21 protein-coding genes are annotated in these 23,370 nt (G+C 50.1%); 9 read left to right on the top strand and 12 right to left on the bottom strand.

The features are described from left to right. Positions 1-54 precede the first annotated feature (54 nt). The 3 genes from C7B16_RS00495 to yeaG form a co-directional block, all read right to left on the bottom strand. Positions 55-1,398 (bottom strand): GGDEF domain-containing protein, encoded by a 1,344-nt coding sequence (locus C7B16_RS00495; RefSeq protein WP_001516280.1) that lies wholly within the window; start codon positions 1,396-1,398, stop codon positions 55-57. A gap of 278 nt (positions 1,399-1,676) precedes the next feature. Then, the gene (locus tag C7B16_RS00500) at positions 1,677-2,960 is read right to left on the bottom strand and encodes a YeaH/YhbH family protein (protein ID WP_000219671.1); all 1,284 of its coding nucleotides are present in this window, start codon (positions 2,958-2,960) and stop codon (positions 1,677-1,679) included. 123 nt (positions 2,961-3,083) lie between these two features. Then, positions 3,084-5,018: a protein kinase YeaG gene (gene yeaG, locus C7B16_RS00505; protein ID WP_001019882.1), complete on the bottom strand. Its 1,935-nt coding sequence runs from the start codon at positions 5,016-5,018 to the stop codon at positions 3,084-3,086. Between the two features lie 435 nt (positions 5,019-5,453). On the opposite strand from yeaG, the gene mipA reads away from it, so the two are divergent. Next, the gene (mipA, locus tag C7B16_RS00510; protein ID WP_000163778.1) at positions 5,454-6,200 is read left to right on the top strand and encodes a scaffolding protein MipA; all 747 of its coding nucleotides are present in this window, start codon (positions 5,454-5,456) and stop codon (positions 6,198-6,200) included. An 89-nt stretch (positions 6,201-6,289) separates the two neighbouring features. Continuing rightward, on the top strand, positions 6,290-7,144 hold the full coding sequence (yeaE, locus tag C7B16_RS00515) for a methylglyoxal reductase YeaE (RefSeq protein ID WP_001186329.1): 855 nt from the start codon (positions 6,290-6,292) through the stop codon (positions 7,142-7,144). A 50-nt stretch (positions 7,145-7,194) separates the two neighbouring features. Here yeaE and C7B16_RS00520 read toward each other — a convergent pair whose 3' ends face one another. Both C7B16_RS00520 and gapA read right to left on the bottom strand, forming a co-directional pair. Then, a complete protein-coding gene (locus C7B16_RS00520; protein WP_016248642.1) occupies positions 7,195-8,079 on the bottom strand; it encodes a D-hexose-6-phosphate mutarotase in 885 nt (294 codons plus the stop codon). Positions 8,080-8,162: 83 nt separating this feature from the next. Next, positions 8,163-9,158 carry a glyceraldehyde-3-phosphate dehydrogenase gene (gene gapA, locus C7B16_RS00525; protein WP_000153502.1) on the bottom strand — a complete coding sequence of 332 codons (996 nt, stop codon included), beginning with the start codon at positions 9,156-9,158 and terminating at the stop codon, positions 8,163-8,165. 341 nt (positions 9,159-9,499) lie between these two features. Here gapA and msrB point away from each other — a divergent pair, with 341 nt between their 5' ends. Both msrB and C7B16_RS00535 read left to right on the top strand, forming a co-directional pair. Beyond that, positions 9,500-9,913, top strand: coding sequence for a peptide-methionine (R)-S-oxide reductase MsrB (gene msrB, locus C7B16_RS00530; RefSeq protein ID WP_001284624.1), 414 nt, complete (start codon positions 9,500-9,502; stop codon positions 9,911-9,913). A gap of 41 nt (positions 9,914-9,954) precedes the next feature. Beyond that, positions 9,955-10,227: a YeaC family protein gene (locus C7B16_RS00535; protein WP_010376102.1), complete on the top strand. Its 273-nt coding sequence runs from the start codon at positions 9,955-9,957 to the stop codon at positions 10,225-10,227. Between the two features lie 153 nt (positions 10,228-10,380). Here the strand turns inward: C7B16_RS00535 and pncA are convergent, their stop codons facing one another. The 4 genes from pncA to sppA form a co-directional block, all read right to left on the bottom strand. Beyond that, positions 10,381-11,022, bottom strand: a complete 642-nt coding sequence (gene pncA / locus C7B16_RS00540; RefSeq protein WP_107179246.1) for a bifunctional nicotinamidase/pyrazinamidase — start codon at positions 11,020-11,022, stop codon at positions 10,381-10,383. A gap of 155 nt (positions 11,023-11,177) precedes the next feature. After that, positions 11,178-12,194, bottom strand: a complete 1,017-nt coding sequence (gene ansA, locus C7B16_RS00545; protein ID WP_001516285.1) for an asparaginase — start codon at positions 12,192-12,194, stop codon at positions 11,178-11,180. Positions 12,195-12,325: 131 nt separating this feature from the next. Continuing rightward, positions 12,326-13,036, bottom strand: a complete 711-nt coding sequence (locus tag C7B16_RS00550) for an SIMPL domain-containing protein (RefSeq protein ID WP_001030440.1) — start codon at positions 13,034-13,036, stop codon at positions 12,326-12,328. A 115-nt stretch (positions 13,037-13,151) separates the two neighbouring features. Next, the gene (gene sppA / locus C7B16_RS00555) at positions 13,152-15,008 is read right to left on the bottom strand and encodes a signal peptide peptidase SppA (protein ID WP_107179247.1); all 1,857 of its coding nucleotides are present in this window, start codon (positions 15,006-15,008) and stop codon (positions 13,152-13,154) included. Positions 15,009-15,169: 161 nt separating this feature from the next. Between sppA and C7B16_RS00565 the strand changes: the two genes are divergently transcribed. The 3 genes from C7B16_RS00565 (at position 15,170) to topB (ending at position 18,841) form a co-directional block, all read left to right on the top strand. Continuing rightward, the gene (locus C7B16_RS00565) at positions 15,170-15,721 is read left to right on the top strand and encodes an NAD(P)H nitroreductase (protein ID WP_107179248.1); all 552 of its coding nucleotides are present in this window, start codon (positions 15,170-15,172) and stop codon (positions 15,719-15,721) included. 116 nt (positions 15,722-15,837) lie between these two features. Then, entirely contained in the window at positions 15,838-16,881 is a 1,044-nt protein-coding gene (gene selD, locus C7B16_RS00575; protein WP_001516286.1) for a selenide, water dikinase SelD, read from the top strand. Positions 16,882-16,885: 4 nt separating this feature from the next. Continuing rightward, positions 16,886-18,841, top strand: a complete 1,956-nt coding sequence (gene topB, locus C7B16_RS00580) for a DNA topoisomerase III (protein ID WP_016248644.1) — start codon at positions 16,886-16,888, stop codon at positions 18,839-18,841. Between the two features lie 165 nt (positions 18,842-19,006). Here the strand turns inward: topB and gdhA are convergent, their stop codons facing one another. Next, a complete protein-coding gene (gene gdhA, locus C7B16_RS00585; protein ID WP_000373052.1) occupies positions 19,007-20,350 on the bottom strand; it encodes an NADP-specific glutamate dehydrogenase in 1,344 nt (447 codons plus the stop codon). 331 nt (positions 20,351-20,681) lie between these two features. Between gdhA and C7B16_RS00595 the strand changes: the two genes are divergently transcribed. Continuing rightward, entirely contained in the window at positions 20,682-20,954 is a 273-nt protein-coding gene (locus tag C7B16_RS00595; RefSeq protein WP_000085224.1) for a YnjH family protein, read from the top strand. Here C7B16_RS00595 and C7B16_RS00600 read toward each other — a convergent pair. Further along, the gene (locus tag C7B16_RS00600; RefSeq protein ID WP_107179249.1) at positions 20,914-21,327 is read right to left on the bottom strand and encodes a pyrimidine (deoxy)nucleoside triphosphate diphosphatase; all 414 of its coding nucleotides are present in this window, start codon (positions 21,325-21,327) and stop codon (positions 20,914-20,916) included. The genes C7B16_RS00595 and C7B16_RS00600 overlap by 41 nt on opposite strands. 86 nt (positions 21,328-21,413) lie before the next feature. Here C7B16_RS00600 and C7B16_RS00605 point away from each other — a divergent pair, with 86 nt between their 5' ends. Beyond that, on the top strand, positions 21,414-22,034 hold the full coding sequence (locus C7B16_RS00605; protein ID WP_001516289.1) for a CDP-alcohol phosphatidyltransferase family protein: 621 nt from the start codon (positions 21,414-21,416) through the stop codon (positions 22,032-22,034). A gap of 8 nt (positions 22,035-22,042) precedes the next feature. Here the strand turns inward: C7B16_RS00605 and ynjE are convergent, their stop codons facing one another. Next, complete coding sequence (gene ynjE, locus C7B16_RS00610; protein WP_001516290.1) at positions 22,043-23,350, bottom strand: thiosulfate sulfurtransferase YnjE; 1,308 nt, start codon at positions 23,348-23,350, stop codon at positions 22,043-22,045. Positions 23,351-23,370 lie beyond the last annotated feature (20 nt).

Below are 23,370 nucleotides of genomic sequence, written 5' to 3' on the forward strand. Positions count from 1 at the left end.
AATAAATTGTATGCCAAAGCCACGCAAAACGCATGGCTGTGAATAATTTTGCACTCAAATATAATGAATAATCACTTTGTTGCCACCATCATTTTTCGCTTCTCGTAACGCTTTATCAGCTTCCGTCATGACAAGCGAGATATTACGCGTGTCGCCAGTGGAAAAAACACAGCCAATGCTGATGGTCATTTGTTCAGGGACATTATATCTATTACTAAAACCGGTCAGTAGTTCGACATTTTTACGCACCCGATCGGCGATAATTTTTGCCTGGGCAGCATTCAATTCGGTAAATAGTAAACCGAACTCTTCACCTTCCAGACGCGCGAAGATGTCATCGGGGCGGATACTTTGCTGGATAATATCGACAATTGAAACCAGAACTTTATCGCCCACATGATGACCCCACTGAGCATTTATGCGTTTGAACTGGTTAATATCTACCAGCATGATACAAAAATCCTTCACAACAGGGCGAGAGAGTAATGACTCTACACTGTTGAAAAAGTGACGGCGGTTATAAATATTGGTCAGTACATCATAAACCGCCAGTTTACTGGCAAGTTGTAGTTCCTGAAAAATGTTATAAATCAGGAAAGAAACCACAAACAGTTTACTGGAAACCTCAATACCGCGGCTGATATACCAGATGGTGTAATTATATTCATCCAGAGTCAGTAGCAACAAGTTACAACAGAGTGAGGCCAGACATAATAACGCGATTGACGGCCAAAGTTCGCTCGCTAAACCTGTCCGTGTGATAATAAAAAATAGTAAACATGCCCACAGACAAACCAGAATCTTGGTGTAGTTAATACCCCAACTCGCAGTATTATTATTCGGGCAGTAATCTACGACATATAAGGCATAGTCAGGATTATAACTGCTCAGGTTGTGCGCCAGTAATGGAAACAACATAAAAGGTATTAGTGCCAGCAACAGGATGCAGGTTTTTTTCTTGTTGTTTGTCAGAATGCTGTTTCGGTCATAACAGAAAAGAGCCAGCGATGCTAAGCTAATAAAACTTAGTTGGCGAAAAAGATAGAAAATGGAAACGTCATTCGATTTCGTCTGGATCAGCGTACTATCGCTGATAGGCTTGTGAATAATAACGATCGTTTCAGTTAAATAGACAAGGCCACTTAAAAAAGCAAGACTTAAAATTAGGGTTGGGAAAATATCTCGATTAGTAAAATACTTCATTAACATGAAAAGGAAAATGACGGCGTTAAGGAAAAATAAAGCCACAACGACCATCAGGTAGTTCATCTGAGGGATGAGCTTTATATTGGCGTTTTCATTATATAAGGTGGTAATGCAAAATAAAATTAATGTCAATAGTAAGCTGAAAATAAAAAAGCTGTGTGCTTTTAATTTTTGTGTACCCATGGGAACCATAAAAAAGGAGAGCAATCTGAGTAGTCGATTTTATTGATTGCAGAGAAATGGAGTTTTGACCGGGATCAATTATCATTATCAGTAAAAAAGAATTAAAGTATAGCATTGAGAAAAGCGTGCTAACAGAATCATTTTTCCGAATGATTGTTTCATGAAACTAAGTTCTGTAAAGGTTACGCTGTTATATTTAAGTTGTTTGTAAGCTAATGTAGATAATAAATAACTGTATTTACAATTAACTAAAAATCAGCCAGGGAATAATGACCTGGCTGATGGTTTTAGTCTTTAGTAGTTGCATTTTGTTTATGAAATAGTTCGCGAAACACCGGATAAATATCATCCTGATCGCGGATATGCTGCATCGCAAAGTTTTCGAATGTAGATTGCAGATGCTCATATTCCCGCCACAATGTCTGATGAGCGCGACGGGTAATTTCGATATAGCTGTAATAACGAACAACGGGCAACAATTTTTTCGCCAGAATTTCATGGCAAAGCGGAGAGTCATCGGCCCAGTTATCACCGTCCGACGCCTGCGCGGCATAAATATTCCATTGTGCCGGGTTATAACGCTCTTTCACCACCTCATCCATCAGTTTCAGAGCGCTGGAAACAATGGTGCCCCCCGTTTCCTGCGAGTAGAAAAACTCATGTTCATCGACTTCTTTCGCCTGGGTATGGTGGCGGATGTAAACGACCTCCACGTTCTTGTAAGTTCTGCTCAGGAACAGATACAGCAAAATATAAAAACGTTTGGCCATATCTTTGGTGGATTGATCCATTGAACCAGAAACGTCCATCAGACAAAACATTACCGCCTGACTGGAGGGATCGGGTCGTTTTTCGTAGTTCTTATAACGTAAATCGAAGGTGTCGATGAACGGAACGCGTTCAATTTTGGCGCGTAATTCGGCAATCTCTTTGCGTAGCCGTTCCTCTTCCAGCAATTGCGCAGGTTCACTGTTGCTGATGATTGCCAAATCTTCTTCCAGAGCATGAAGTTCCCGCCGTTTACCTGCGGTCATCGCGGTACGTCTCGCCAGTGAGTTTTGCAATGAACGCACCACGCTGATATTGGCCGGAACGCCGTTAGCGGTATAACCCGCCCGATGCGTTTTAAACTCGGTCAATTGGCGTTGCTGGTTCTGTTTTAAATTCGGTAAGGCTAAATCTTCAAACAGCAGGTCGAGATATTCGTCTTTCGAAATCTGGAAGACAAATTCATCCTGACCTTCACCGTCCTGACTAGCCTGGCCCTGACCACTACCGGAACCGCCGCTGCCGCCCTGGGGACGTTCAATGCGATCGTTCTGGATGAAATGGTCGTTACCCGGGTGAACGCGATGGCGCAGGCCGCCACGCCCCTGATGAAACATCGGTTCGCTAATATCTTCCGTTGGAATGGAGACGGACTCGCCGCTGTCGACGTCAGTCACCGAACGCTTATTAATGGCCTCGGAGATCGACTGTTTAATTTGCGCTTTATAACGGCGTAAAAAACGCTGGCGATTCACCATGCTTTTGTTTTTGCCGTTCAGACGCCGGTCAATAAACCAGGTCATATGCCCCCCGTACTGCATTTGCCAACTGTATGCTGCACCTGTATTGCCGGACACGCTTCGCTTATCCGGCCTACGGTTCGCTGTCGTTGTAGACCCATGAGCATGTGCTCCGGGCCATGGTTGTTAAGAGGATTTACGTACGCGCAAATACCATTCGCACAGTAAACGCACCTGTTTACGGGTGTAGCCTTTCTCCATCATACGGTCGACAAAATCGTCGTGTTTCTTCTGCTCGTCGGTTGAGGTTTTAGCGTTAAACGAAATGACTGGCAGTAATTCTTCGGTATTGGAAAACATTTTTTTCTCAATAACCGTGCGCAGTTTTTCATAACTGGTCCAGTTCGGATTGCGTCCGCTGTTATTTGCTCTGGCGCGCAGCACGAAGTTGACAATCTCGTTACGGAAATCTTTCGGATTGCTGATCCCCGCTGGTTTTTCGATTTTCTCCAGCTCGGCGTTCAGCGACTCGCGATCAAACAACTGACCGGTATCCGGGTCGCGATACTCCTGATCCTGGATCCAGAAATCCGCATAGGTGACATAACGATCGAAAATGTTCTGTCCATATTCGGAATAAGACTCCAGATAAGCCGTCTGGATCTCTTTGCCGATAAACTCGGCATATTTCGGGATCAGATAACCTTTCAGGAACTCCAGATAGCGTTCTGCCTGCTCTTGCGGGAACTGCTCGCGCTCAATCTGCTGTTCAAGAACGTAGAACAGATGGACCGGGTTAGCTGCCACTTCCACGTGATCGAAGTTGAACACGCGAGAGAGGATCTTAAACGCAAAACGAGTGGACAGACCGTTCATCCCTTCATCGACGCCCGCGTAATCCCGATACTCCTGATACGATTTGGCTTTCGGATCGGTATCTTTCAGACTTTCGCCATCATAAACGCGCATCTTTGAATAAATGCTGGAGTTTTCTGGCTCTTTCAGACGCGAAAGAATGGAAAAACGTGACAGAGTTTCCAGCGTGCCAGGTGCGCATGGTGCGTGAGTCAGTTCACTATGATTAAGTAATTTCTCGTAGATTTTAATCTCTTCGGAAATGCGCAAGCAGTACGGCACCTTCACGATATAGACACGGTCGAGGAAGGCCTCGTTGTTTTTATTGTTACGGAAAGTGACCCATTCGGATTCGTTCGAGTGGGCGAGAATAATCCCGTTGAACGGCAGGGCGGAGATACCTTCCGTCCCGTTGTAGTTGCCTTCCTGGGTGGCGGTCAACAGAGGATGCAGCACTTTAATCGGTGCTTTAAACATCTCGACAAATTCCATGATCCCCTGGTTGGCGCGGCACAGCGCACCGGAATAACCATAGGCGTCTGGATCGTTCTGCGCGTAGTGTTCGAGCTTACGAATATCGACTTTCCCTACCAGCGCTGAGATATCCTGGTTGTTCTCATCGCCGGGCTCCGTTTTAGCGATGGCAATTTGTTGTAGAATCGACGGCCAGACCTTCACAACCCGAAATTTAGTGATATCGCCACCAAATTCATGCAGGCGCTTCGCGGCCCACGGCGACATGATAGTACCGAGGTAGCGGCGCGGAATGCCGTACTCTTTTTCGAGGATCTGCGCATCTTCCTGTGGATTGAACAGACAGAACGGATGATCGTTGACCGGGCTGCGCTCACCATTGGCGCTCAATACATAAATAGGCACGAGTTGCATTAATGATTTCAGTCGCTCCGCAAGCGACGATTTCCCCCCACCCACAGGCCCCAGCAGATACAGAATTTGTTTCTTCTCTTCCAGCCCCTGAGCCGCGTGTTTCAGATAAGAGACAATCTGTTCAATCGCGTCTTCCATGCCGTAAAACTCTTCAAACGCCGGATAACGTGCGATGACCCGGTTCGAGAAGAGTCGAGAAAGTCTGGGTTCCTGGGCTGTATCGACCATGACAGGCTCACCAATAGCCATCAGTAGCCGCTCAGCCGCGTTGGCATAAGCACTGCGATCTTGCCGACAAGTGGTAAGAAACTCCTGCAGTGTGAACTCTTCGTCCTTGGCAGCTTCATATCGCTGGCGATAGTGATCGAATATATTCATGGTATGCCGTCCTTTCGTTTTTTAGCACAGGTTAAGAGCCGTTCATATGAATAGTAGAGGCTCCCGGAAGAGGTAAACTGAACGACGTCTCTTGCTAAAACACAGCAACTCTCATGCCATCTTACCGACTGCGAGAAGAACGTGCCCGGTGATACACCTTCAAAATTAAGCGTAGATGGCAAATGGAAAACTTGCCTGCACGGCTTTCTGGATTTCAATGGCATATCAACAACTCACCCATAAAAATTGCATAACTAATGTAAAGAATATTGCCGTCGGTAATGCAAAATTCATTCAGGTGTAAGCCTGATGTCACCAGCGTCAGGAAAATTAAACAGTTACCTTTAGAAATGAAAATGTAAAAAGGTTGGGTTTCGATGTATTGACGGGTAAACTTTGTCGCCCGCTAAACATTTGTTTAAGGAATGATTAATTGTGACCAAACTCAAACTTCTGGCACTTGGAGTGCTTATCGCAACGTCTGCAGGCGTAGCACACGCTGAAGGTAAATTTTCCCTGGGCGCAGGCGTAGGTGTCGTTGAACACCCTTATAAAGATTACGATACCGATGTTTACCCAGTACCGGTAATCAACTATGAAGGCGATAACTTCTGGTTCCGTGGCTTAGGTGGTGGTTACTACCTGTGGAACGATGCAACGGATAAACTTTCGATTACCGCTTACTGGTCGCCGCTCTACTTCAAAGCTAAAGACAGTGGCAACCACCAGATGCGCCACCTGGATGATCGTAAGAGCACTATGATGGCCGGTCTGTCCTACGCTCACTTTACCCAGTACGGTTATCTGCGTACCTCTCTGGCAGCCGACACACTGGATAACAGCAACGGTATCGTCTGGGATACGGCCTGGTTGTACCGTTACACTAACGGTGGTCTGACTCTGACCCCGGGTATCGGTGTGCAGTGGAACAGCGAAAACCATAACGAATACTATTATGGCGTATCGCGTAAAGAGTCTGCGCGCAGCGGTCTGCGTGGCTATAACCCGAATGATAGCTGGAGTCCGTATCTGGAACTGAGCGCCAACTACAACTTCATGGGCGACTGGAGCATTTACGGTACTGCGCGCTACACCCGTCTGTCCGATGAAGTTACCGATAGCCCGATGGTTGATAAGTCCTGGACAGGTCTGATTTCGACCGGGATCACCTACAAATTCTGATAGTGCATCTTTCCAGGGCATTTTGTGCATAAAAACAGGGCGTCACGCCCTGTTTTGCATTACGGTGGTGCGTAACCTGGGAGGAAACAATGCAACAAAAAATGATTCAGTTTAGTGATGGGGACTCAGTGCCAGCCATAGGGCAGGGAACATGGTTTATGGGCGAAGATGTCAGTCAGCGCAAAACAGAAGTCGCTGCACTGCGCGCGGGCATTGAACTCGGTTTAACCCTCATTGATACCGCCGAAATGTATGCGGACGGTGGTGCTGAAAAGGTAGTTGGTGAAGCATTAACTGGCCTGCGTGATAAGGCCTTTCTCGTCTCTAAGGTCTATCCGTGGAATGCTGGCGGACAAAAAGCGATTAATGCCTGCGAAGCCAGCTTACGCCGTCTTAATACCGATTATCTCGATCTTTATTTATTACACTGGTCTGGCAGTTTCGCTTTTGAAGAAACTGTTGCCGCGATGGAAAAATTGATCGCCCAGGGCAAAATCCGCCGCTGGGGCGTTTCTAATCTTGATTATGCCGATATGCAGGAGCTCTGGCAGGTGCCGGGGGGAAATCAGTGTGCGACTAATCAGGTGCTTTATCATCTTGGCTCACGGGGTATTGAGTTCGATTTACTCCCCTGGTGCCAGCAACAGCAGATGCCGGTGATGGCTTACAGCCCGTTAGCCCAGGCTGGGCGGTTGCGCAATGGACTGCTAAAAAACGCGGTCGTCAACGAAATCGCACATGCCCACAATGTCAGCGCGGCGCAAGTTCTGCTGGCGTGGGTAATCAGCCATCAAGGCGTGATGGCGATTCCAAAAGCGGCAACTATCGCGCATGTTCAACAAAATGCGGCTGTGCTGGAGATTGTGCTTTCGCCAGAAGAATTAGCGATGCTGGACAAAGCGTATCCGGCACCAAAAGTAAAAACTGCGCTGGATATGGTGTGATGCTGAGCAGTGCCGGATACATCGCATCCGGCACACAAAACTAGCGCAGATTAGCGTTTGGCAACGCGGATGGATTGTGCCAGACGAGAGGGCATATCTTTGGACGTTTTTTGTGCTTCAGAGGCGTAAGCGGTTTCTACGCAGACAAAGGTTTTGTAGCCGTCATCTGGCATATCGCCCATGCTGACTGAAAGCGCCGGACCTGGATTCCAGCCAACAACGTTCAGATGATGCTGGTGACCAACGGTAATAATGCGGTTCAACGCTTCGTCATTAATCACACTACAATCTTGCGGATTCAGATACACGCGATCGGTACGATCCGGGAATGTCTGAATCCCCCCGGTCAAAGTGCCTTCTTTCGCGTCATTGACTTTATCAATGAAGCGATCGCCCAGGCCACTGACGCTCACCTTAGCAATATCACCCACGTTAAAGTAGGTATGCAGGGCAGAGGTGGTTTCAAATTCGCCGTGCGCTTCAAGATCAATTTCACAAGTCTTACCCACGCGGAAATGCGCTAACAGCGTAAAGTCGTGCGGCCAGTATTTTTTCGTCTCGTCGCTTTGTGTCAGTTCAAAAGTCAGCGCTACGCCATCGGCATCTTCACTGTGCGATTTCAGCGTCCACGGCAGAATGCGGGCAAAACCGTGAGCAGGCAGACCTTGCTGTGCTGCCGGACCAAACCACGGCCAACAAACCGGCACGCCGCCGCGAATGGCGACGCCATTTTTAAACGGCGTGTTATTACTCAACCACAGAACGTCTTCTTCACCTGTAGGTTTCCAGGAGAGAAGGTGTGCGCCCTGTAATGCAAAAGAGGCTTTTACCTGGGGATGATCGACCACAATAAGGTCCAGTTCATCCAGTTTACGACGGGAGAGGACAGGGGAAATTTGTTCGATGACCGGAAGGGCAAAAATTTTCTTAATCATGACGCAGTCCTTTAACTTCATTTCATCAGGTAAAAAAAAGAGCGACCGAAGTCGCTCTTTTTAGATCACAGAGTCATCTCAACTTATTTGGAGATGTGAGCGATCAGATCCAGAACTTTGTTGGAGTAACCGGTTTCGTTGTCGTACCAGGATACCAGTTTCACGAAGTTGTCGTTCAGAGCGATACCCGCTTTAGCATCGAACACGGAAGTGCAAACTTCGCCGTTGAAATCGGTAGATACTACGTCATCTTCGGTGTAGCCCAGAACGCCTTTCATTTCGCCTTCAGCAGCAGCTTTAACGGCAGCTTTGATCTGCTCGTAAGTTGCAGCTTTTTCCAGACGAACGGTCAGGTCAACTACGGATACGTTCGGAGTCGGAACACGGAACGCCATACCAGTCAGTTTGCCATTCAGTTCTGGCAGTACTTTACCTACAGCTTTAGCAGCACCGGTAGAGGACGGGATGATGTTCTGGGAAGCGCCACGGCCGCCGCGCCAGTCTTTGTGAGACGGGCCGTCAACGGTTTTCTGAGTAGCGGTAGTAGCGTGAACGGTGGTCATCAGACCTTCGATGATGCCGAAGTTATCGTTGATAACTTTAGCCAGCGGAGCCAGGCAGTTGGTGGTGCAGGAAGCGTTAGAAACGATGTCCTGGCCAGCATATTTGTCGAAGTTAGCGCCTTTAACGAACATCGGAGTGTTGTCTTTAGACGGACCAGTCATAACCACTTTTTTCGCACCAGCGGTGATGTGTTTACGAGCAGTTTCGTCAGTCAGGAACAGACCAGTTGCTTCAGCGACAACGTCAACACCAACTTCGTCCCATTTCAGGTTAGCCGGATCACGTTCAGCGGTAACACGGATTTTTTTACCGTTTACGATCAGATGACCGTCTTTCACTTCAACGGTGCCGTCGAAACGACCGTGAGTGGAGTCATATTTCAGCATGTATGCCATGTAATCAGCGTCTAACAGGTCGTTGATTGCAACGATCTCAATGTCAGAACGTTTCTGAGCAGCACGGAAAACAATGCGACCGATACGGCCAAAACCGTTGATACCTACTTTGATAGTCATATATTCCACCAGCTATTTGTTAGTGAATAAAAGGTTGCCTGTAAAATTACAAAAACCTTACGCAGCGTCAAGCGGAATCGTGTCAATCATTGCGACAAATCAATCCTGTGCCTTGGCATTACACGACTGACTCGCCTCACTCTTCCTTTGGGCTTGAAACCACATGAGGGCGGCGCCCAGAATTTTAAAGGACAATTATGATAAAAATGTGATTTTCATCACGATTTAGGTGCAGCTATTTCGTCGAGATCAAGTTTAGGACAAAATTTTGCCAGTAGGTGTTAATGTTTTGTTAGAATAAGTCACGTAATGTGAGCGTGATTAAAGTGAGATGTGAGCAAATGGCTAACAAACCTTCGGCAGAAGAACTGAAAAAAAATTTGTCCGAGATGCAGTTTTACGTGACTCAGAATCACGGGACGGAGCCGCCATTCACTGGACGTTTACTGCATAACAAGCGCGGCGGTGTTTACCACTGTTTGATTTGCGATGCACCTCTGTTTCACTCCCAAACCAAGTATGATTCAGGCTGTGGCTGGCCCAGTTTTTATGAGCCGGTGAGTGAAGATTCGATCCGTTATATCAAAGACTTGTCACATGGTATGCAGCGGATAGAAATTCGTTGCGGAAACTGTGATGCCCATCTGGGGCACGTCTTTCCCGACGGCCCGCAACCCACAGGCGAACGTTATTGTGTTAACTCGGCATCATTGCGCTTTACTGATGACGAAAATGGCGAAGAAATCAACGGTTGAAAAAACGATTCAGCAACTTATTCCACAGGAGCGGGAAAATTATGGATCTTGATGAAATAATCAACAGCATGACGCCTGAGGTTTACCAGCGTTTATCGACTGCCGTTGAACTGGGAAAATGGCCAGATGGTGTTGCGCTGACTGAAGAACAAAAAGAGAACTGCCTGCAACTGGTGATGTTATGGCAGGCCCGAAACAATACCGATGCGCAGCATATGACAATCGACACTAACGGTCAGATGGTCATGAAGAGCAAACAACAGTTGAAAGAAGATTTTGGTATCTCGGCAAAGCCGATAGCCATGTTTAAGTAAGAGATTTGTTCCCTTTATCAGACGTTTATGAAGAGAGGGATAATCTTTACTGTTACGAGTTGATTGTTTGATTTAACTACGAGCACGCCAGATGCGCCGTTGATGTGTCTTATCTGGCCTACAACGTCAGTACTGAATCGTAGGCCAGCAAAATTATCCCTGCGTCTCTTCCCAGTCCGCCAGCGTGTACAGTGTTGCTCCAGCCGCTGACATCTCCATAAATGCGTGTGCACTGTCCTGCGGCTGAATATTTACGCCACGACAGCCATCGGTAATCACGCTCACGCTATAACCTAACTGCAACGCGTCCAGCACGGTAAACTTCACACAATAGTCAGTAGCCAGCCCCATAACGATCAATTCATTGATTTCATGGTCGCGTAACCAGCCATCGAGCGCGGTTTTCTGCCGACGTCCGTTATCAAAAAAAGCACTGTAACTGTCAACTAAAGGGTTTTCGCCTTTATGGAACACTGCTGCGATCGCATTTTGATTGAGTAACGGATGTAATTGCGCGCCTTCAATGCTCTGCACGCAGTGTTCAGGCCAGAATGTTTGCGGCAAACCGTCGAGCGTCCCCTGGCTGTATGGCTCCACCTGATGCTGGCTGGCAAAACTGCCGTGATTAGCCGGATGCCAGTCCTGACTGGCGATAACTGGTTCACCGCGCAACTGACACCAGTCAATCAAGCGGTTAGCAACATCCACAGTGCTGTCACCTTCTGGCACGGCGAGCGCGCCACCGGCACAGAAATCATTTTGTAAATCGACCAGTAACAGGGCGCGATGGGGCATTGCAATCTCCTTGTATCTTGAAAATTGGTTAATATAACAGCGATTAGATTTGGCAATGTGTATGCAGCCTGTTGTCTCCTGGGGTTTATAGCCCGTGATTAAGCGTTTGGCGCATACACTGAGCCACTCATCTGAAACCCGAACAAGACAGTTGCTTAATCATCCGGCGTCAGCTCGCCGCGTAGGTTTTGGCTCATAGCCTTGCGAATGGTTTCAGTATCCAGTCCCTGGCTAAGTAGATAGTGCAGCTTGGTGAGAGTGGCTTCCACAGTCATATCCGCGCCGCCAATAACGCCGGCGTGGGCGAGGGCGTTACCGGTGGCATATCCCCCCATATTCACTTTACCGGACATACATTGCGTCAGATTAACCACCACGATACCGCGATCGCTGGCCTCCTGTAATTCTTGCAGGAAAGCTTTGTTTTGCGGCGCATTACCCACGCCGTAAGAGCGAAGAATCAACGCCCTAACCGGTTGGCGCAGGAAATTACGCACAACATCGGCAGAGATCCCCGGATAAATTGTCACCACGCCGATCGGTTGTGGCGTAATTGGATGAACGATCAGTTCTCCATCACCGTGCGGGGCGGGTGGTGTATTCAAACGACGAATATGGATACCTGCTTCCAGTAACGGTGGAAGATTGGGGGAAGCAAAGGCATCAAAACCATCGGCATGGGCTTTAGTGGTTCGGTTTCCGCGATACAGGCGGTTATTAAAAAACAGCGTTACTTCGTTGATCGGGTAGTTAGCAGCAACGTACAACGCATTCAGCAGATTGATTTGTCCGTCAGAGCGTAGCTCGGCTAACGGGATTTGTGACCCTGTCACAATGACCGGTTTACCAAGATTCTCCAGCATGAACGACAGTGCAGAGGCGGTATATGCCATGGTATCGGTGCCGTGCAGAATGACAAAACCATCGTACTCGTTATAGTGCGCTTTAATGTCTTCAGCGATATGCTGCCAGTCTTCCGGCGTCATATCGGAAGAATCCATTAGCGGCGTATATTCATGAATAGTGAAATCTGGCATCTCCGGGCGATGGAATTCCGGCATCAACGCCAACTGGCGTTGCAGATGACCTGACACTGGAATATAACCCTGCTCGGAACGCTGCATTCCGATGGTTCCGCCCGTGTAGGCAACGTAAATTGATTTCTTTTGCATGATATTGATATGAATGATATCGAAAGAGCAAAAGTATATACGTGAGGGGCAGGGAGCGCACCTGGATACTCTGTGGATATGAGAAAAGTCTGGCGGAACAGAGGGTGTAGCGTCCCGCCGGAGAAAAGTGATTAATCCTGCAACGCATAGGTTACGGTCGTTACCACGCGCACCGTTTTATTAATCGCCGTAGGATCATCTTCATCACTGCCACTGGCGAAGATCTGGAACACCCCTTGCGAAGCATCGCTGATTGACCCCACCTGACTACCTGAATCCGTCGCAAACTGTAATGCTGCGTTACGTGCGTCTTTTGTCGCGGCGGCAATCATCTCAGCGCGAAGTGCGCCAATGCCATTAAAACGATAGGCGATTTTGCTATCAGCGATAGCACCATCCGTGGCGACTTGCAGTTCGTTTAGTTTAGCGACGACTTTTTCGACGGCAGCAACGTTATGGGTTTTTATCGTCACTGACCCGTCGGCATTATAGCGAGGCATCGTTGGATCATCTTTGAGATAAAAGGAGTCCGTTCGCTTGCTTGTCCATTGGCCCAGGTTTATCTCTGTGCTGCTAATCCCCTGAGCGTTGAGTTCGGCAACAATTTTTTTCTGCGCGTCTTCCAGTTTTGGGAAAAGCTCGCCGGGAACATTGCCCTTAAAGTTAATCGCAATGGTTAATTCAGCCGTATCTGCGCGAACTTCTTTTTCCGAAAGCCCCCGCACGTTCACATAACGGTTGTTAGTTTTTAAATGCTTAACTCCATCGCCAACGAAATAACCACAGGCGCTGATCCCCAGTCCGAGGACAATAGCGGCAATTAAAGAGGGTGCCTTATTCACTGATGACTCCTTATCAGATGCAGAATGAGCAAGGCAATGTAGTGGAGAGAGGAAGTGAAAGACAGTCCGGTTCAGGAGTGTGGCCGACAGCATATCGGCCACATATTTGCAGGGATTACCGCACGTTGGCGCAGGTCAGGCAAAACGCGTAACGGTTTTGCGGATCGTTAAAGGCCGCCAGCTTGTCGCTTTCGCTTTTAACGGTTGAAGCCACCGAGGCCAGCGGTGCAGGCAACATAGCCTGGAGCGTATCTGGCAACATCGCCCGTACAGAACCTGACATGTTGTCCATCACTTTGTCGAAGAAGGTTGGTTCATCGACGTAATATTCCAGATGCCACTGTTTCATTTTGGCCAGTTCTGCCGCTTTGGCAACTGCATCATCGAAATCACCGAGACTATCGACCAGACCGTTAGCTTTCGCATCCTGACCAGTCCAGACGTGGCCCTGAGCGATTTTATCGATCTGCTCTGGCGTCGAGTTACGCGAATCCGCAACCAGCGTGATGAAGCGTTTATAACCGTTCTCAATGCTTAACTGCATCATCTGCTGCGCTTCCGGCGGCAGTGCTTTAGTAATGGAAACATCCGCCAGAGGTGAGGTTGAAACGCCATCAGTATGTACACCAATCGAATCCAGACTGTTTTCTACGGTAGTGATCACGCCGAAGATACCGATAGAACCGGTCAGAGTGCTGGGGTTAGCCACAATGTAATTGGCCGGCGTGGAGATCCAGTAACCACCAGATGCCGCCATGCCGCCCATCGATACAACCACAGGCTTGCCAGCCGCTCGGGCTGCTGCCAGTTCAGATCGAATCACTTCAGACGCAGTAACGCTGCCGCCAGGGCTATTAACACGCAGAACAATCGCTTTCACTTTCGGGTCAAGACGAGCGTCGCGGATTTGCGCTGCGGTTGTGTCGCCGCCAACATTACCCTGGGTTTCTTCGCCATCCATAATTGCGCCATTTGCGAAGACGACACCGATGCTGTCGCCGGTATCTGCCGGAGTTTTCAAAGCATAATCGTAATAACTGATGGCGCGATAATTTTTATCCGCCTTACTCCAGCCGAACTCTTTGGTCAGGGCTTTTTCGATTTCGGCACTTGATGCCAGTGCATCGACCAGTTTGTTATCCAGCGCGTACTTCGCGGTATCGCCACCGGTTTTGGTTAAGCCATCAAGCACCCCTTGTGCGCCAGGGAATACTTGCTGGGCGGTGATCTGACGATTAGCAGCCACAGTGTTGAGATAGTTTTGCCACAGCTCACCAATCCAGCGGCTGTCAGCCTCGCGGGCTGCCGGTGACATATCATCACGAATAAACGGCTCAACGGCAGATTTATACGTACCGACGCGGAACACATGGGTGGAAACTTTTAACTTATCCAACAATGACTTGTAATACAGTCCGTTGGTCGCAAAACCATGCAGATCAACCACGCCTTGTGGTGATAGCCAGATTTTGTTGGCAAAACTGGCAAGATAATATTGCCCCTGGCTGTAGTTCTCGCCAATGGCATAAACCGGTTTGCCGCTGTCACGAAACTCTTTCAGGGTTTTACCAATGTACTGCATGGAAGGCTGATCGCCGCCCGCGAAGTTTTTCAGATCCATCACGATACCGGTGATGTTCCGGTCATCTTTTGCCTGGCGAATGGTGTTTACAATGTCAAACAGTGAGTTTTCCTGCAAACGATCAGAACTGGCACCAAGTAACTGACGGCTCAGCTTGCTAAACCGCTGCGAACTGTCAGGCTTATCGACGATCACGCCGGAGATATCGAGCAGCAACGCGCCACGACTGGCGGTTTCTTTGCTATCGCTACCACTGACCTGCATCCAGATACCCACGACAACAAGCACGAGAAAAATAAAAAACAGGTTAAGTACCATTTCACGGACAAAATTCAGTAGACGCCACGTCCATTTAAAAAATCCGGCAATAAGTCGCCAAAGGGTTCGCATGTATTCTCCCAGACTAAAAGTTACACCTGTCGCAGGTGCAATAGATGTGGTTATCGTAATGACCCAACCGGCACTTGTCAGCAGGAATCGCGGCCTGTGCTGTAACAAAATCCACTCTCGTGTTAATTTTGTGAATAAACATCATGACAGGAGTTAATCAAATGGATGCACTCGAACTATTGATCAATCGCCGTAGCGCCTCCCGCCTGGCGGAACCCGCACCAACAGGTGAGCAACTGCAAAACATCCTGCGTGCGGGGATGCGTGCGCCGGACCATAAGTCCATGCAACCGTGGCATTTTTTTGTGATTGAGGGGGAAGGGTGCGAACGTTTCAGCGCCGTTCTGGAACAGGGCGCAGTTGCTGCGGGGAGTGATGAGAAAGCGATCGACAAAGCCCGTAATGCGCCGTTCCGCGCGCCACTTATCATAACGGTGGTGGCGAAATGCGAAGAAAATCATAAAGTCCCGCGCTGGGAACAGGAAATGTCTGCCGGTTGCGCGGTCATGGCAATGCAAATGGCTGCGGTTGCCCAGGGCTTTGGCGGGATCTGGCGTAGTGGGGCGTTAACCGAAAGCCCGGTGGTACGTGATGCATTCGGTTGTCGGGATCAGGATAAAATCGTCGGGTTTCTCTACCTCGGCACACCGCAGTTGAAAGCGTCAACGTCAATTAACGTTCCGGACCCGACACCGTTTGTGACTTATTTCTGATAATTGCGGTGAAACTGAGTGGATTGTGAGCAAAGACGCAGGAATTCAGACACTCTCACTTATCACTTCACGGAATGAGGGTTACCATACCCGGATTGCATTGACAGGAGATGTCCATGAGCGAGAACTCGATTCGTTTGACCCAATACAGCCACGGAGCTGGTTGCGGCTGTAAAATTTCCCCAAAAGTGTTGGAAACCATCCTGCACAGTGAGCAGGCGAAGTTTGTTGATCCGAATTTGCTTGTGGGTAACGAAACCCGCGACGACGCGGCGGTGTACGATCTGGGCAATGGCACCAGCGTCATCAGCACCACCGACTTCTTTATGCCGATTGTTGATAATCCTTTCGATTTTGGTCGCATTGCGGCGACTAACGCCATCAGCGATATTTTTGCGATGGGCGGCAAACCGATTATGGCAATTGCGATCCTCGGCTGGCCGATTAACAAACTGTCCCCGGAAATTGCCCGTGAAGTGACCGAAGGTGGCCGTTATGCATGCCGTCAGGCGGGTATCGCGCTGGCCGGTGGTCACTCCATCGACGCGCCGGAACCGATTTTTGGTCTGGCGGTGACGGGGATCGTACCGACTGAACGGGTGAAGAAAAACAGTACCGCACAAGCGGGATGTAAACTGTTCCTGACGAAACCGCTGGGGATTGGTGTTCTTACCACTGCCGAGAAAAAATCACTGCTGAAACCGGAACATCAGGGACTGGCGACGGAAGTGATGTGTCGGATGAATATCGCGGGAGCGTCCTTTGCCAACATTGAAGGCGTAAAAGCGATGACCGACGTTACCGGTTTTGGTCTGCTGGGCCATTTAAGCGAAATGTGCCAGGGCGCAGGCGTGCAGGCGCGCATTGACTATGAAGCAATCCCGAAACTGCCGGGCGTGGAAGAGTACATTAAGCTGGGCGCTGTGCCGGGGGGCACCGAACGCAACTTTGCCAGCTACGGTCATCTGATGGGTGAAATGCCACGCGAAGTGCGCGATCTGCTGTGCGATCCGCAAACCTCCGGCGGCCTGCTACTGGCGGTTATGCCAGAGGCGGAAAACGAAGTTAAAGCTACCGCAGCCGAATTTGGTATCGAACTGACAGCGATTGGCGAACTGGTGCCTGCGCGCGGTGGTCGTGCCATGGTTGAGATCCGTTAATTCAATGCGGTTATTTATTGCCGAAAAACCGAGTCTGGCGCGCGCTATTGCTGATGTCCTGCCCAAACCGCACCGTAAAGGCGATGGCTTTATCGAATGCGGCAATGGTCAGGTGGTGACCTGGTGTATCGGTCACCTGCTTGAGCAGGCGCAGCCAGACGCCTACGACAGCCGCTATGCGCGCTGGAATCTGGCAGATCTGCCGATTGTCCCGGAAAAGTGGCAATTGCAACCGCGGCCTTCCGTGACCAAACAACTTAACGTCATCAAACGCTTTCTGCACGAAGCCAGCGAAATCGTTCATGCCGGAGACCCGGATCGTGAAGGGCAATTGCTGGTGGATGAAGTGCTGGATTACCTGCAACTTGCGCCGGAAAAGCGCCAGCAAGTTCAGCGTTGTTTAATCAACGACCTGAACCCGCAGGCGGTTGAGCGGGCGATCGATCGTCTTCGTTCCAACAGTGAGTTTGTACCGTTGTGCGTTTCTGCGCTGGCGCGAGCGCGTGCCGACTGGTTGTACGGCATTAATATGACCCGCGCATATACCATTCTGGGGCGTAATGCTGGCTACCAGGGGGTACTTTCCGTTGGGCGCGTGCAGACGCCAGTGCTTGGGCTGGTGGTGCGCCGCGACGAAGAGATTGAAAACTTCGTCGCGAAAGATTTCTTTGAAGTCAAAGCGCATATCGTGACGCCTGCCGATGAGCGGTTTACCGCCATCTGGCAACCGAGCGAAGCGTGTGAGCCGTACCAGGATGAAGAGGGGCGTTTGTTGCATCGTCCGCTGGCGGAGCATGTCGTTAACCGCATCAGCGGCCAACCGGCGATTGTCACCAGTTATAACGATAAACGGGAATCAGAATCCGCGCCGCTGCCATTTTCGCTTTCGACGTTACAGATTGAAGCGGCAAAACGTTTTGGCCTGAGTGCGCAGAACGTGCTTGATATCTGTCAGAAATTGTACGAAACGCACAAGCTGATTACCTATCCACGTTCCGATTGTCGTTATTTGCCGGAGGAACATTTTGCCGGACGCCATGCGGTGATGAATGCCATCAGTGTCCATGCGCCGAGTCTTCTGCCGCAGCCCGTGGTTGATCCAGATTTACGCAACCGCTGCTGGGATGACAAAAAGGTGGATGCCCACCACGCCATCATCCCGACCGCGCGGAGTTCGGCTATCAACCTGACGGAGAACGAAGCGAAGGTTTATAGTCTGATTGCTCGTCAGTATCTGATGCAATTCTGCCCGGACGCGGTGTTCCGCAAGTGTGTGATCGAACTGGACATAGCAAAAGGCAAATTTGTTGCAAAAGCACGTTTTCTTGCCGAAGCGGGCTGGCGCACGCTGTTAGGCAGCAAAGAGCGTGACGAAGAAAACGACGGCACGCCACTTCCTGTGGTGGCAAAAGACGATGAGTTGCTGTGCGAGAAGGGCGAAGTGGTAGAGCGGCAAACCCAGCCGCCGCGCCATTTCACCGATGCAACACTGCTTTCGGCAATGACCGGGATTGCGCGCTTTGTGCAGGACAAAGATCTGAAGAAGATCCTTCGTGCGACCGATGGTCTGGGCACAGAAGCGACTCGCGCGGGGATTATTGAACTGCTGTTCAAGCGCGGCTTCCTGACCAAAAAAGGGCGCTACATCCACTCTACTGATGCCGGAAAAGCGTTATTCCATTCGCTGCCAGAAATGGCGACGCGACCGGACATGACAGCGCACTGGGAATCGGTGCTGACGCAAATCAGCGAAAAACAGTGCCGCTACCAGGACTTTATGCAGCCGCTGGTGGGGACGCTGTACCAACTGATTGATCAGGCTAAGCGCACGCCGGTGCGGCAGTTTCGCGGCATAGTGGCTCCGGGCAGCGGCGAAGAGAAGAAAAAGGCTTCACCACGCAAGCGAACGCCGAAAAAAAGCCCACCATCGGAAGATGCGGGCAGTGGAGCGATAACATAAAGGCGTGATGCTGAAGATTTTCAGGGTGTTTACGTCGCACCCGGACAAATGCCTGATGCGACGCTTGCGCGTCTTATCAGGCCTACAGAGCTGTTCTCTGATTCAGAGGGTTTTCGTAGGCCGGATAAGGCGTTCACGCCGCATCCGGCACAAACGCCTGATGACTTAAATCACCCCTTGCGCCAGCATCGCATCGGCAACCTTCACAAAACCAGCAATATTCGCGCCCTGCACGTAGTTAGTTTGCTCACCTTCACCACCATGCTCAACACAGGCATGGTGGATATCCAGCATAATGTGGTGTAAACGCGCATCAACTTTTTCGGCTTTCCAGCCCAGACGCGCAGCGTTTTGCGCCATTTCCAGCCCCGATGTTGCAACGCCACCTGCATTAGCCGCTTTACCTGGCGCAAACAGCACGCCTGCCTGCTGGAACAGCTCAGTCGCTTCGATGGTCGTTGGCATATTTGCCCCTTCGGCCACCGCTTTAACGCCGTTGGCGATAAGCTGATGTGCAGCGTCAACATCCAGTTCGTTCTGGGTCGCGCACGGCAGGGCGATATCAACCGGCACAGACCACGGTTGTTGGCCTTCGAGATAGACCAGACCAAATTCTTTGGCGTAATCCGCAACGCGACCATCACGGCTGGATTTGATTTCGATAAGACGCGCCAGTTTCTCTTTGGTAAATCCACTTTCATCAACCACGGTGCCGCTGGAGTCTGATGCTGTAACCACGCGAGCGCCAAATTCCATCGCTTTTTCGATAGCGTACTGGGCGACGTTGCCGGAGCCAGAAACGGAAACACGCATTCCTTCAAAACCCATACCGTGGCGTTTCAGCATCGCTTCAGTGAAATAAACCAGACCGTAACCGGTGGCTTCCGGACGAATCAGACTGCCGCCAAAAGAAAGCCCCTTACCGGTGAAGACGCAGGCGGTATTGTTAGACAGTTTTTTCATCATCCCCGCCATAAAGCCGACTTCACGGCCACCAACGCCGATATCGCCCGCCGGAACGTCGGTATCCGCGCCCAGGTGGCGATACAGTTCAGTCATCAGCGCCTGGCAGAAACGCATCACTTCGCCTTCGCTTTTCCCTTTCGGATCGAAATCGCTACCACCTTTACCACCGCCCATTGGCAGGGTAGTCAGAGCATTTTTAAAGGTTTGTTCGAAGCCGAGGAATTTAAGGATGGAGAGGTTTACTGAAGGATGGAAGCGCATACCGCCTTTGTACGGGCCGATGGCGGAGCTGAACTGGACACGCCATGCGCGGTTAACCTGTACCTGATTGCGATCGTCAACCCAGACTACGCGAAACTGAATCACGCGCTCCGGTTCAACCAGGCGCTCCAGTAACGACATTTGGCGATATTTTGGATTTTGTTCAAGAAAAGGCCAGAGTGTGGTCATGACTTCACGAACGGCTTGCGCGAACTCGGTTTGATTCGGGTCGCGCTTTTGGACATGGTTGAGGAATGACTCCAGAGAATATGTCTGATCCATAGATATAAAACCCTTATATATTAATACGATTGTGCTGGTGTTGTTTGTTTTAGATGCTTCTGCAGTTTTCGACTATACCATCAAGAATGTGACGGTAAGCAAGAAAAAAATGACGCAGGAAAGCAAATTAATGATCTGCGGGTTTTATAAACGTCACCTAATGTTTGCTGTGACTCTGGTGCGTTTTATCAGACCTGGAAAACCGTGCGCATTTTCAAGAGTGGTTCGAGGCGGATAAGACGTGCACGTCGCATCCGGCAACCAGACGCTAAAGTTTTTCTACCCGGTTACCGTTATCAGTAGCAGAGACAACGAATATAAGGAGTTTCCTGTGAGTAGAGCATTATTCGCCGTAACATTGGCATTTCCATTCTTTGCGCTGGCCAACCCGCAATATCGTCCGGATGTAGAGGTGAATGTGCCGCCGGAGGTGTTTAGTTCTGGCGGACAATCGGTGCAGCCCTGTAACCAGTGCTGCGTTTATCAGGATCAAAACTATTCGGAGGGGGCAGTGATTAAAGCGGAGGGGATATTGCTGCAATGCCAGCGGGATGACAAAACCATTAGTACCAATCCGCTGGTCTGGCGGCGCGTAAAGCCATAAACGCCTGTAAAAGTGGAATATCAGCAGGGGCCAGCGGATATTGCAAAGCCTCTTCTGGCGAACACCAGACCAGCGCCTGATGTTCGAGTGCCTGGCACGTACCGTGGAAGTCCGGTACGTGCCAGGCATGAAGATGGATAATCCGGCCAGACACTTCCTTCTGATGGCTGGCAACGTAAACACCGACAGTAGCTTCGATGCCGAGTTCTTCGCGCAATTCCCGCACCAGCGCCTGCGGCTGGCTTTCATCCGGCTCGACTTTGCCACCTGCAAACTCCCATAACCCCGCCTGATCGCTATGAGCGGGGCGCTGTGCGAGTAAAATTTTGCTATCCCGTTCGATAATGGCGGCAACAACATCAATCATTTTCATAAATTACCCACAGGCAGATAAGCGAAAAATGCCATAATATCCGCAGTGTTGCCCGAGCTGAAGGGCTTTATATTTAAGGAGTGCCCGTGTTAGACCGCCATCTTCACCCCCGGATTAAACCTTTGCTGCATCAATGCGTGCAGGTGCTTGATAAACCCGGCATCACGCCAGATGGTTTAACGTTAGTCGGGTTTGCTGTTGGTGTGCTGGCACTGCCGTTTCTGGCGTTGGGCTGGTATCTGCCTGCGCTGATCGCCATTTTGCTGAACAGATTACTTGATGGTCTTGATGGCGCGCTGGCGCGGCGTAGAGGATTAACTGACGCAGGCGGTTTTCTTGATATTTCTCTCGATTTTCTCTTTTATGCGCTGGTGCCGTTTGGCTTTATTCTCGCGGCACCAGAACAAAATGCGCTGGCGGGCGGCTGGCTGCTGTTTGCGTTTATCGGCACGGGCAGCAGTTTTCTTGCTTTTGCTGCGCTGGCGGCGAAGCATCAGATTGATAACCCCGGTTATGCGCACAAATCGTTTTACTATCTGGGGGGATTAACTGAAGGCAGCGAGACGATTTTGCTGTTTGTTCTGAGTTGCCTCTTTCCAGCGTATTTCCCGTGGTTTGCGTGGATATTTGGCGCGCTGTGCTGGATGACGACATTTACACGGGTGTGGAGTGGGTATCTGACGCTGAAGGGGCTTCAGCGTCAGTAATTGCAGTGTTATTTGCTACTGTCCGGGCCGCGTTCACCGGTTGCTACCGGGTTTTTCGGATCGCTGCTCCATTCGTACCAACCGCCGTCGTAAACAGAGACATTATTCCAGCCCATTGCCCGCGCATACATAAAGGTTTCTGATGCGCGCCAGCCGGTGCCGCAGTAGAACGAGACTTGTTGATCCGGCAGGATGTTCCATTCTTTCCACATCGCTGTGATGTCATCCGCAGTACGCATAGTGCCGTCTGGGTTATGGAAATCTTCCATATGCGTTGAGTCGCTGCCCGCATGACCCCAACGTGCGCCAGGGATATCACCTTTTGGCTTGATGTAGTCATAGCCGCTGGTGGTGCCGATAAATTCAGCCCATGAACGAATGCTGACCAGTGACGCATCCTGGCGATGCAGCAGACCGCGCGCCTGTTCCATATCGAGCATCAGTTGCGGTTGCGCCGGGATCTTCACGCCGAAGTCAGGTTCGGGTTTCACTGTCGGTGGCGTACCGCGTTCAACGGGCAGACCCGCATCAGACCAGGTTTGCCAACCACCGTCCAGCAAGCGCACATCTTTCACGCCAGCGTAGAGCATAATCTGCGCCACGCGCGCGGCGGCGTAAACGTCGCGCCCGTACAGAATTACTGTGGTGTCATGACGAATGCCATGTTTTGCCAGCATTGCTTTAAGTTGTTCGTCAGAGACTTTATTCCACAGTGGTTCGCTTTCCACTTCGTTGGTGTCAATGTAATCGGCACCAGGAATATGGCTGAGGAGGTAAAGTTTCGGAGCGCCCCATGCTGCTTCGATCACTTTCCAGTCACCCGCAGGTTTCGCCGTAACTTCTTTGCCTTGTTGCAGGTCATGCAGCCATTGCGGGTAAACCAGTTGCTCAAAGTGCGGCAATTTTTGCAGACGGGAAGGTTCGCTTAGCGCGCCACTCAAGATGGAGATATGCGTAAAGCCTGCTTTTTGCAGACGCGTTTTAACGGCTTCGACGTCTTTGTCATTACCGTATAACGCCACCGGCGCATCGGCTTTCAGGTTATGTTGCTTAATCCACGCGTTGAGCTGTTCAGTGCTCATTTTGTCGAGCCAGCTTGCAGAAAGGTTTAAGGCGGCAGGTTCATGGCCGGAAGGGCCATTTAAGGTTTGTGGCCAGCCGTTATAAAACGCGCTGGGGCGGGTATCTATTGCTGCGCCATTTTGTTGTTGAAGCTGGTCAAGTGTAAGAGGCTTCGCCAGTTCAGCGGCCCACGAAGAAGCGCAAGCCAGCCCTAAAGCCATTGCCAGCGCGGTCATTTGAGAAACACGTTTCATCGAAAATCCCGACATTGTAG

Origin of the sequence: Escherichia sp. 20412-1 (assembly GCF_003027595.1) — a bacterium.
Classification (GTDB): domain Bacteria; phylum Pseudomonadota; class Gammaproteobacteria; order Enterobacterales; family Enterobacteriaceae; genus Escherichia; species Escherichia marmotae.

What these genes read in the sequence shown, in the direction of transcription:
- C7B16_RS00520 (WP_016248642.1), bottom strand. Translation starts at nt 8,079, where the DNA reads ATGATTAAGAAAATTTTTGCCCTTCCGGTCATCGAACAAATTTCCCCT.
- yeaE (WP_001186329.1), top strand. Translation starts at nt 6,290, where the DNA reads ATGCAACAAAAAATGATTCAGTTTAGTGATGGGGACTCAGTGCCAGCC.
- C7B16_RS00565 (WP_107179248.1), top strand. Translation starts at nt 15,170, where the DNA reads ATGGATGCACTCGAACTATTGATCAATCGCCGTAGCGCCTCCCGCCTG.
- sppA (WP_107179247.1), bottom strand. Translation starts at nt 15,008, where the DNA reads ATGCGAACCCTTTGGCGACTTATTGCCGGATTTTTTAAATGGACGTGG.
- selD (WP_001516286.1), top strand. Translation starts at nt 15,838, where the DNA reads ATGAGCGAGAACTCGATTCGTTTGACCCAATACAGCCACGGAGCTGGT.
- C7B16_RS00535 (WP_010376102.1), top strand. Translation starts at nt 9,955, where the DNA reads ATGGATCTTGATGAAATAATCAACAGCATGACGCCTGAGGTTTACCAG.
- msrB (WP_001284624.1), top strand. Translation starts at nt 9,500, where the DNA reads ATGGCTAACAAACCTTCGGCAGAAGAACTGAAAAAAAATTTGTCCGAG.
- topB (WP_016248644.1), top strand. Translation starts at nt 16,886, where the DNA reads ATGCGGTTATTTATTGCCGAAAAACCGAGTCTGGCGCGCGCTATTGCT.
- ansA (WP_001516285.1), bottom strand. Translation starts at nt 12,194, where the DNA reads ATGCAAAAGAAATCAATTTACGTTGCCTACACGGGCGGAACCATCGGA.
- C7B16_RS00600 (WP_107179249.1), bottom strand. Translation starts at nt 21,327, where the DNA reads ATGAAAATGATTGATGTTGTTGCCGCCATTATCGAACGGGATAGCAAA.
- yeaG (WP_001019882.1), bottom strand. Translation starts at nt 5,018, where the DNA reads ATGAATATATTCGATCACTATCGCCAGCGATATGAAGCTGCCAAGGAC.
- gdhA (WP_000373052.1), bottom strand. Translation starts at nt 20,350, where the DNA reads ATGGATCAGACATATTCTCTGGAGTCATTCCTCAACCATGTCCAAAAG.
- C7B16_RS00495 (WP_001516280.1), bottom strand. Translation starts at nt 1,398, where the DNA reads ATGGTTCCCATGGGTACACAAAAATTAAAAGCACACAGCTTTTTTATT.
- gapA (WP_000153502.1), bottom strand. Translation starts at nt 9,158, where the DNA reads ATGACTATCAAAGTAGGTATCAACGGTTTTGGCCGTATCGGTCGCATT.
- ynjE (WP_001516290.1), bottom strand. Translation starts at nt 23,350, where the DNA reads ATGAAACGTGTTTCTCAAATGACCGCGCTGGCAATGGCTTTAGGGCTG.
- C7B16_RS00500 (WP_000219671.1), bottom strand. Translation starts at nt 2,960, where the DNA reads ATGACCTGGTTTATTGACCGGCGTCTGAACGGCAAAAACAAAAGCATG.
- pncA (WP_107179246.1), bottom strand. Translation starts at nt 11,022, where the DNA reads ATGCCCCATCGCGCCCTGTTACTGGTCGATTTACAAAATGATTTCTGT.